We start from the raw sequence: 5,692 nt of genomic DNA, 5'->3' as shown, positions 1-5,692 counted from the left end.
TCAAACTGCTTCAAGCACGCGGTTTGACCGTCACCGACACCGCATCAGCAGCCGAGTTCCTATCTCGCGTGAACTACTACCGTCTCTCAGGATATTTCCGTTACTGGCAAGCTGACCCAATGGCGGGCAACAATCACTTCCTCGACGGTTCATCCTTCGAAGTGATCCAGCGACTCTACGAAGCCGAACAAGACCTGGTTGCAGTGTGCGACGAAGTCCTCCACCCGATCGAGGTTCTCCTCAGAACCCGGTTCGCCTACTACTACGCCCAACGTGTCGGAGCGATCGGAAAGTTCGCCCGTGGTGACGGGTTCACGCAATCGCCTGATCCTAATGACGAACGTGTCGAAGAACATGCACTGTCGAATCTGGGTCGCAGCAAGGAGACCTTTGTGTCTCACTACCGCGATGAAATCAAGACGGGCTGCGCTTACAGCATCGAAGCCTACGCACGTATGCCCATCTGGGTAGCAGTTGAGGCCTTCTCGTTTGGCAGCCTGTCCAGGCTCATCGAGGCTTCAAGCAAGTCCGGCGTCCTGCATGACATGGCAGCGTCGATGAACGTTTCTCCAACCACACTGCCAAGCCAAGTCCGGTCATTCGTCTACTTACGCAACCGCAACGCCCACTGCGCAAAGCTGTGGAACCACGCTGTTCTCGACCGTCCAGGACTCCTCTCTAACATTGCCCGACGAGCCAAACGAGACCACCGCCAGTTCGGCGATCACTCGATCTACAAGATCTTCGTAGCGCTTGACCAAGTCGCCACCAAGACGGGACTCCAGAAGGATTGGCTCGCCAACCGAGTCGAGCCAATCCTTGCCACGAATGCCCTGCTCGCCGCAGGCATCGCAACCCCAGCCCGCTACGGCGAAATGGCGCCAAAGCTACTTACTTCCGACCGCTAGCTCTTCGCAGCTCTTAACCTTTGCGGTAGTAGTCGCATTCGTACCCGTCGGCAATGACGTTTTTGACTTCTCTGCCGTCTTCAAGGGTGGGTGAACCGAGTTCAGGCTTGTCCTCCCACATGGGCACGGCCCAGAAGTCACGCTGGGCGCTAAGTGGGTAGATCTTGTACCACGTAGTCATCGCCTGTTCCCTTATCTCTTTTCCCTCACCGTGTCTCTTGGCCTGGGGGCGCCTTTGCCGCGCCACTGTAAGTATGATAATGGAACCCAGCCAAGCCAGTAAAGGTTGTGCGCGCCGGAAGGTGAGTGGGGCTGGGAAAAGTGTCAGACTCCCAAGGCGGGCCGAGGTGGGGAGTTCTACACCCCATGTTCAGTGGTTCGCACCCTGGTGGAAATTCTGGAACCGACCGAAGGACGTGTGTACGACGTAGCGGGTGACTACGGTACTTTGCTTACCCGCCTTGAGCTAGCCGACTACAACGACGATTCAGAAACCGAACGCGTCGAGGCCTTCCCCGAGTGGCGGCACCACTACAATCACCACAGAGGCCACACCTCACTCAAGGGCCAACTGCCAGCCGCGCGTGTGCCCAACCTCTCCGGGCAGAACAGCTAGCGCCCAGTGCGGCGTCGTCCTCCGCACCCTCCGTGGCGTTGCGCAGGGCGTGGTCACCGCCGGAGATCAGCCCGACCACCTGTTCCGGCCTGGTGTTGTACGTGGGCGGACACTCCGAGGCGTCCAGCACGCCCAGCCGACCCGAGGTCCCGGCCCCGACGTAGACCAGACCGCCGCCGTCGTTGAAACGGTGCGAGACCTCCTCGGTGGCGGCGGTGATCTGCGGCAGGGCCTGCGCATGCTGCTCCGCGTAGGTGTAAAGCAGCGCAAAGTCGAACTCCTCCACCTCGACGAATTTGGCCCAGTCATCCGCAAGCTTCACAGCGGCAACCGCGCCGGCCTGATCAAATTCGAAGGCGAACGCCTCGGCAGGTTCACGTGCTTCTTCCAATCCAGAAACGGTACCGCCCGACAGGTTCAAGAGCCTGGACTCAGGGCGTGAGATAATGGGCCAATGATCTTCGACGCAAACCCTCGATGGACATCTGAGCAGCTGGTTCCGTTCCTCTGGATAATCCTGTACCTGGGTTGCCTGCTAATGGGGCTGGTGCTCGCCGCGCTAACCATGCCGTGGCCGGGCGACAGGGTCCTCGCGGTCTGGGTCGCGTTCGGCACGATGCTGGTGCTGTGTCTGGTGCTGCTGGCGATTGCCAGTTGGTGGCAGACGAAGTTGCTGCGCGAGCTGCGCAGGGTGTCGCCCTCACCCTGGCGCTGGATCGCTCTACTGGCAGCAGTCGTGGCCGTGGTGCTCGTCTTGACATGGGCGACGGGGGTGCAGGCCGAAGCCTCCGAGATGCTCGTGAGCCTGGGAACCATGATGCTCACCGCCGTCCTGCTGGTCCCGGCCATCTCGGTCGGTGTTCACGCCTTGGTGAAGATCCTCGCTGCGCGTACTCCTGATGCTCCGACTCGCTGACGCTACCGTTGGCTCCAGAAGCTACCGTCCGCTTCAGACCCCGCCCGCATACCGGCGGGCTTTACACACAGCGGCAGCGCCTGTAGACAGGGGTAGCGTCTGGCGACAGCGGTAGCGTCGTCCCATGGACGAGACCCTCACCGAGTTGGTGCTGCGCACAGTGGTGGCGCGTCACCAACGCCTCCGGCGACCTGCCCCCGCACCTGATGGCCGACGCCGCAAGGCACTGGGCTGCGGAGGGGATCACACTCAAACCCAATGGTCGGGGTGCGCGCATCAGCCAGTACCGGGTGGACCTGGGCAGGTTGGCCGACGACTTCCACGCCGCGACGGCGGACCTCAAGCGGCAGTTGCCCAGGATTCCGTTGCCGGACACCTCGGAGGATTTCGGAAAGTTCGTTGAGGCAGGTGAGCACCTGCTTGAGTTGCACATCCGCTATGAGGAGCAGCCAGAGTATCCGTTGGGTGAAGAAACCGTCTTGGGTGACGACGGTGATCCTGAGTTTTATCGGGTGAATAAGCTGCGTTGGGGCGGAAAGGCGCGTACTCCTGACAAGAGTCAGATCGTGGTGAACGACAACATTACGTTGACGGGTATCCCGGATGAGGCGCATGAGTATGTGTTGGGGTCGCGTTCGGCGTTGGAGTGGATTCTGGATCGGTATCAGGTGAAGACCGATAAGGCGTCCGGGATTGTCAACGACCCTAATGACTGGGGGTTGGAGCACGGGAACCCGCGTTACATTGTGGAGCTCATTAAGAAGGTCACCCACGTGAGCGTGGAGACGGTGAATGCGTGTGGTCGCTACCCAAGCTGACGTTGAAGAGGCAGGTGGGCGTGCGATTTAGAGGACAGGCTCAAGGGGATCTGTGGCTGTGTGATCCTTTTTGAGGAAGGGGGTTGTTGCGCTACTCACTAACGCGCCCGGTTAGTCGGGTGTTAAACTAGAGCTAGCTCATCAACCAGGTGTTGAAGGAGTATCTGGAGCCGTTCACTTTGTGGGCGGCTCTTGCTTTTGCCAAAACTCGTCGTGCACCCTTTTCAGTTTTCTGCGACGGTGCTTTTGTTCTGCATAATATGCCGTGACAAGGAGAGCATAGGTTGAACGCTGTTCAATGACTACAATGTAGTCGAACTCTGGGCGTGTGAGGACGTATCTGGAGTTCGAAGATCGTTTTTTATCTACCCACCAGCGGATATCAATTTCCTCTGGAAACTCATTGTTAAAGATCTCAACGAGAATACGCACCCACCGCAGACGAATGCATCGTTGCATATCTACTTTGCGCGCAGTCTCTGCCCCTGAGCCACCTGAAATGATGTGCCAAAAGACAGCGTGACGCCCTTCGACCTCCGGGTGTCTGCGAAGACTTACATGCTGACCATCGCTTTTCCATGGCAGAGGGTCGTAGATGAAGTTCGATAAGAAGAGTTGGTATAGGCCCTCGATGTATTTGTCGTTCGTTAACTCATCATTATCTGGGTAGGGTCCGAGCGGGAAACGGTCGTTCGGATTCATCCTTGAGATCGCCACCGGAAAATGTTCATCTTTGTTTCTGAAAGAAGCGTGGTCTGCGTCAAACTCACACCTGAACGCTCTCGAATCCGTTCGATCAACCGTAGCTTTGCTTCGCTTGCCACATCATTGCGGTTGGCGTAATTGACTGCGCCAATGAGAAGATCGGCGAGTTGCAGAAGACCCACATGGTGCGATTCGACAATTTGCAACCTGCGAATGTTCCTTCGATCGAAGTCATACTCAGCGTTAGCGATGACTTTCCGTAAACGGTCGATTTTCTCTGGGCCGTTGGTGTCCTTTCTGTCCAAGTAGATGAATGCTTCATTCTGTGCGGGCAGCACATTTCGAATGAGATAAAACAGCATCTTGTAGTACCAGTCATCATGTGTCTGGTCGAAACGATCATGATCAAGCCCCTGCTTTGGTGCGACAACAGCACGAAAGTTCAGATCGTCATCGTCAAAGAAGTAGTCGATGGCGTCCATATAAAAATCAACTTTTGAGGGGGAGACTTTGGTCCACTTGATCTCAAAGTCAGAGCGCACTCCGTGCTTACTTCGAATCTCGCGTAGGCGCACGTTCGCTTCCCGTGAACAACTCACTGGACAAACGACGGCTCCCAGGACCATGAAGGGCTGAGCATCATGAGGTAAGTGCGTGCTCTCATCACAGTAAATATTCACTGAGGACACGGTTGGCCTCCTCCAATTCAAAGGTTGCAGTGATCTTGCGCTCGCGGAACAAGGTAGTTATTAACTGCCAAGTGTACTGCGACGGCACCTAGCCCTGGGGTGTTTCCCTGTTCTTCCCTTTTGCACATAGACCGCTACCGCAGGGAGTGTGTCCTCTAGCGCCCCTCATCCTCATGAAGCCTGGTTTTATCGGCTCAGCACGGCGTATAAGCGGACCTGCATAGCATTCGTGGGCACTTATTTATGCGGCAAGGTTCCTTGTGTCAAAATAATGTTATTTCGCTGGCTCGTGTCAGCGAGATTTCTTACCACTAAAGGAGGGGTTCATGCGCGCACTTCGTGCCGCTTGTGCCTCGCTCGCGACTGTTGCGATCACTGCTTTTTCGTTCGCCACTGTTCCTGTCTTCGCGGGGCCAGATGACGATCGCAGCGTCGAGACGAAGGCACACATTGACGCGCCCAAAGTTTTTTGGAACAAAGCGTCGAACACATTCGACATCAACTCACAGGCCAACGGGAAAACAGCTCCGCTCGACAAGACCGCCAACTGGGTGGGCCGTGGCTACAACGACGACGGTAGCCAGAACTACATCTTCTCGGTCACTGACGACCACCGCCTCGGCTTCCTTGGCACGAACGGCCAGCTTCTCTACATGGCGCCACAGGTCCCAGGGCCCGGCAACAGCCCCATCTGGTCAGGCTTTGGCGCTGACACCGGAGTTCCTATTGAAAAGTTCCGTGACAAGAACTTCGCTTTGGAACTCGTGGGCTTCAACGGCCCCGGCGAAATGAACATGTTCAACTACTCGACGTTCGGCAACCTGCCCGTAACTCGCTTGTTCTCCTCCCACGACAAGGTTTCACGTACCGTGTGGCTCGACCCAGGTACGCACACCCACAACATCACGACTTTTACCAAGCCGGGTCGCTACGAAGTCACATTCGACGCAAGTGCGCGGACGACTGATGGTGCCTTCACCGCCTCGAAACCCACCACACTGGTGTGGCGCGTGGGCGGTACGAACCCGGCAGATGAAAAA

At 57.0% G+C, this 5,692-nt stretch carries 9 protein-coding genes; 5 read left to right on the top strand and 4 right to left on the bottom strand.

The window, feature by feature from the left end; all coding sequences use genetic code 11:
• Positions 1-908, top strand: a 908-nt coding sequence (locus tag HMPREF0183_RS05160; protein WP_005883547.1) for an Abi family protein, incomplete at its 5' end; no start/stop codon positions are given.
• 13 nt (positions 909-921) lie between these two features.
• On the opposite strand, the gene HMPREF0183_RS12800 is transcribed toward HMPREF0183_RS05160, so the two are convergent.
• A complete protein-coding gene (locus HMPREF0183_RS12800) occupies positions 922-1,089 on the bottom strand; it encodes a hypothetical protein (RefSeq protein ID WP_156798158.1) in 168 nt (55 codons plus the stop codon).
• Positions 1,090-1,281: 192 nt separating this feature from the next.
• Here HMPREF0183_RS12800 and HMPREF0183_RS13385 point away from each other — a divergent pair, with 192 nt between their 5' ends.
• Complete coding sequence (locus HMPREF0183_RS13385) at positions 1,282-1,524, top strand: hypothetical protein (protein WP_005883545.1); 243 nt, start codon at positions 1,282-1,284, stop codon at positions 1,522-1,524.
• On the opposite strand, the gene HMPREF0183_RS13045 is transcribed toward HMPREF0183_RS13385, so the two are convergent.
• Positions 1,469-1,945: an N-acetylmuramic acid 6-phosphate etherase family protein gene (locus HMPREF0183_RS13045; RefSeq protein ID WP_050775352.1), complete on the bottom strand. Its 477-nt coding sequence runs from the start codon at positions 1,943-1,945 to the stop codon at positions 1,469-1,471. The genes HMPREF0183_RS13385 and HMPREF0183_RS13045 overlap by 56 nt on opposite strands.
• Before the next feature lie 33 nt (positions 1,946-1,978).
• Between HMPREF0183_RS13045 and HMPREF0183_RS05145 the strand changes: the two genes are divergently transcribed.
• Entirely contained in the window at positions 1,979-2,440 is a 462-nt protein-coding gene (locus HMPREF0183_RS05145; RefSeq protein ID WP_005883543.1) for a hypothetical protein, read from the top strand.
• Between the two features lie 206 nt (positions 2,441-2,646).
• Positions 2,647-3,258, top strand: coding sequence for a type ISP restriction/modification enzyme (locus HMPREF0183_RS05140; RefSeq protein WP_005883542.1), 612 nt, complete (start codon positions 2,647-2,649; stop codon positions 3,256-3,258).
• Positions 3,259-3,432: 174 nt separating this feature from the next.
• Here HMPREF0183_RS05140 and HMPREF0183_RS05135 read toward each other — a convergent pair whose 3' ends face one another.
• On the bottom strand, positions 3,433-3,960 hold the full coding sequence (locus tag HMPREF0183_RS05135; protein WP_005883540.1) for a hypothetical protein: 528 nt from the start codon (positions 3,958-3,960) through the stop codon (positions 3,433-3,435).
• Positions 3,957-4,652, bottom strand: coding sequence for a DUF3800 domain-containing protein (locus HMPREF0183_RS05130; protein WP_005883538.1), 696 nt, complete (start codon positions 4,650-4,652; stop codon positions 3,957-3,959). The genes HMPREF0183_RS05135 and HMPREF0183_RS05130 overlap by 4 nt, the downstream gene beginning before the upstream one ends.
• Positions 4,653-4,978: 326 nt before the next feature.
• On the opposite strand from HMPREF0183_RS05130, the gene HMPREF0183_RS05125 reads away from it, so the two are divergent.
• Positions 4,979-5,692 (top strand): choice-of-anchor M domain-containing protein (locus HMPREF0183_RS05125; protein WP_005883536.1); only part of this gene is annotated, 714 nt, incomplete at its 3' end.

Origin of the sequence: Brevibacterium mcbrellneri ATCC 49030, assembly GCF_000178455.1 — a bacterium.
Lineage (GTDB): Bacteria > Actinomycetota > Actinomycetes > Actinomycetales > Brevibacteriaceae > Brevibacterium > Brevibacterium mcbrellneri.
This window is presented reverse-complemented; position numbering and strand designations above follow the sequence as displayed.

Bases quoted from the DNA above. Each gene is read 5' to 3' on its own strand.
- HMPREF0183_RS12800 (WP_156798158.1), bottom strand. From the start codon at position 1,089: ATGACTACGTGGTACAAGATCTACCCACTTAGCGCCCAGCGTGACTTC.
- HMPREF0183_RS05145 (WP_005883543.1), top strand. From the start codon at position 1,979: ATGATCTTCGACGCAAACCCTCGATGGACATCTGAGCAGCTGGTTCCG.
- HMPREF0183_RS05140 (WP_005883542.1), top strand. From the start codon at position 2,647: ATGGCCGACGCCGCAAGGCACTGGGCTGCGGAGGGGATCACACTCAAA.
- HMPREF0183_RS05135 (WP_005883540.1), bottom strand. From the start codon at position 3,960: ATGAATCCGAACGACCGTTTCCCGCTCGGACCCTACCCAGATAATGAT.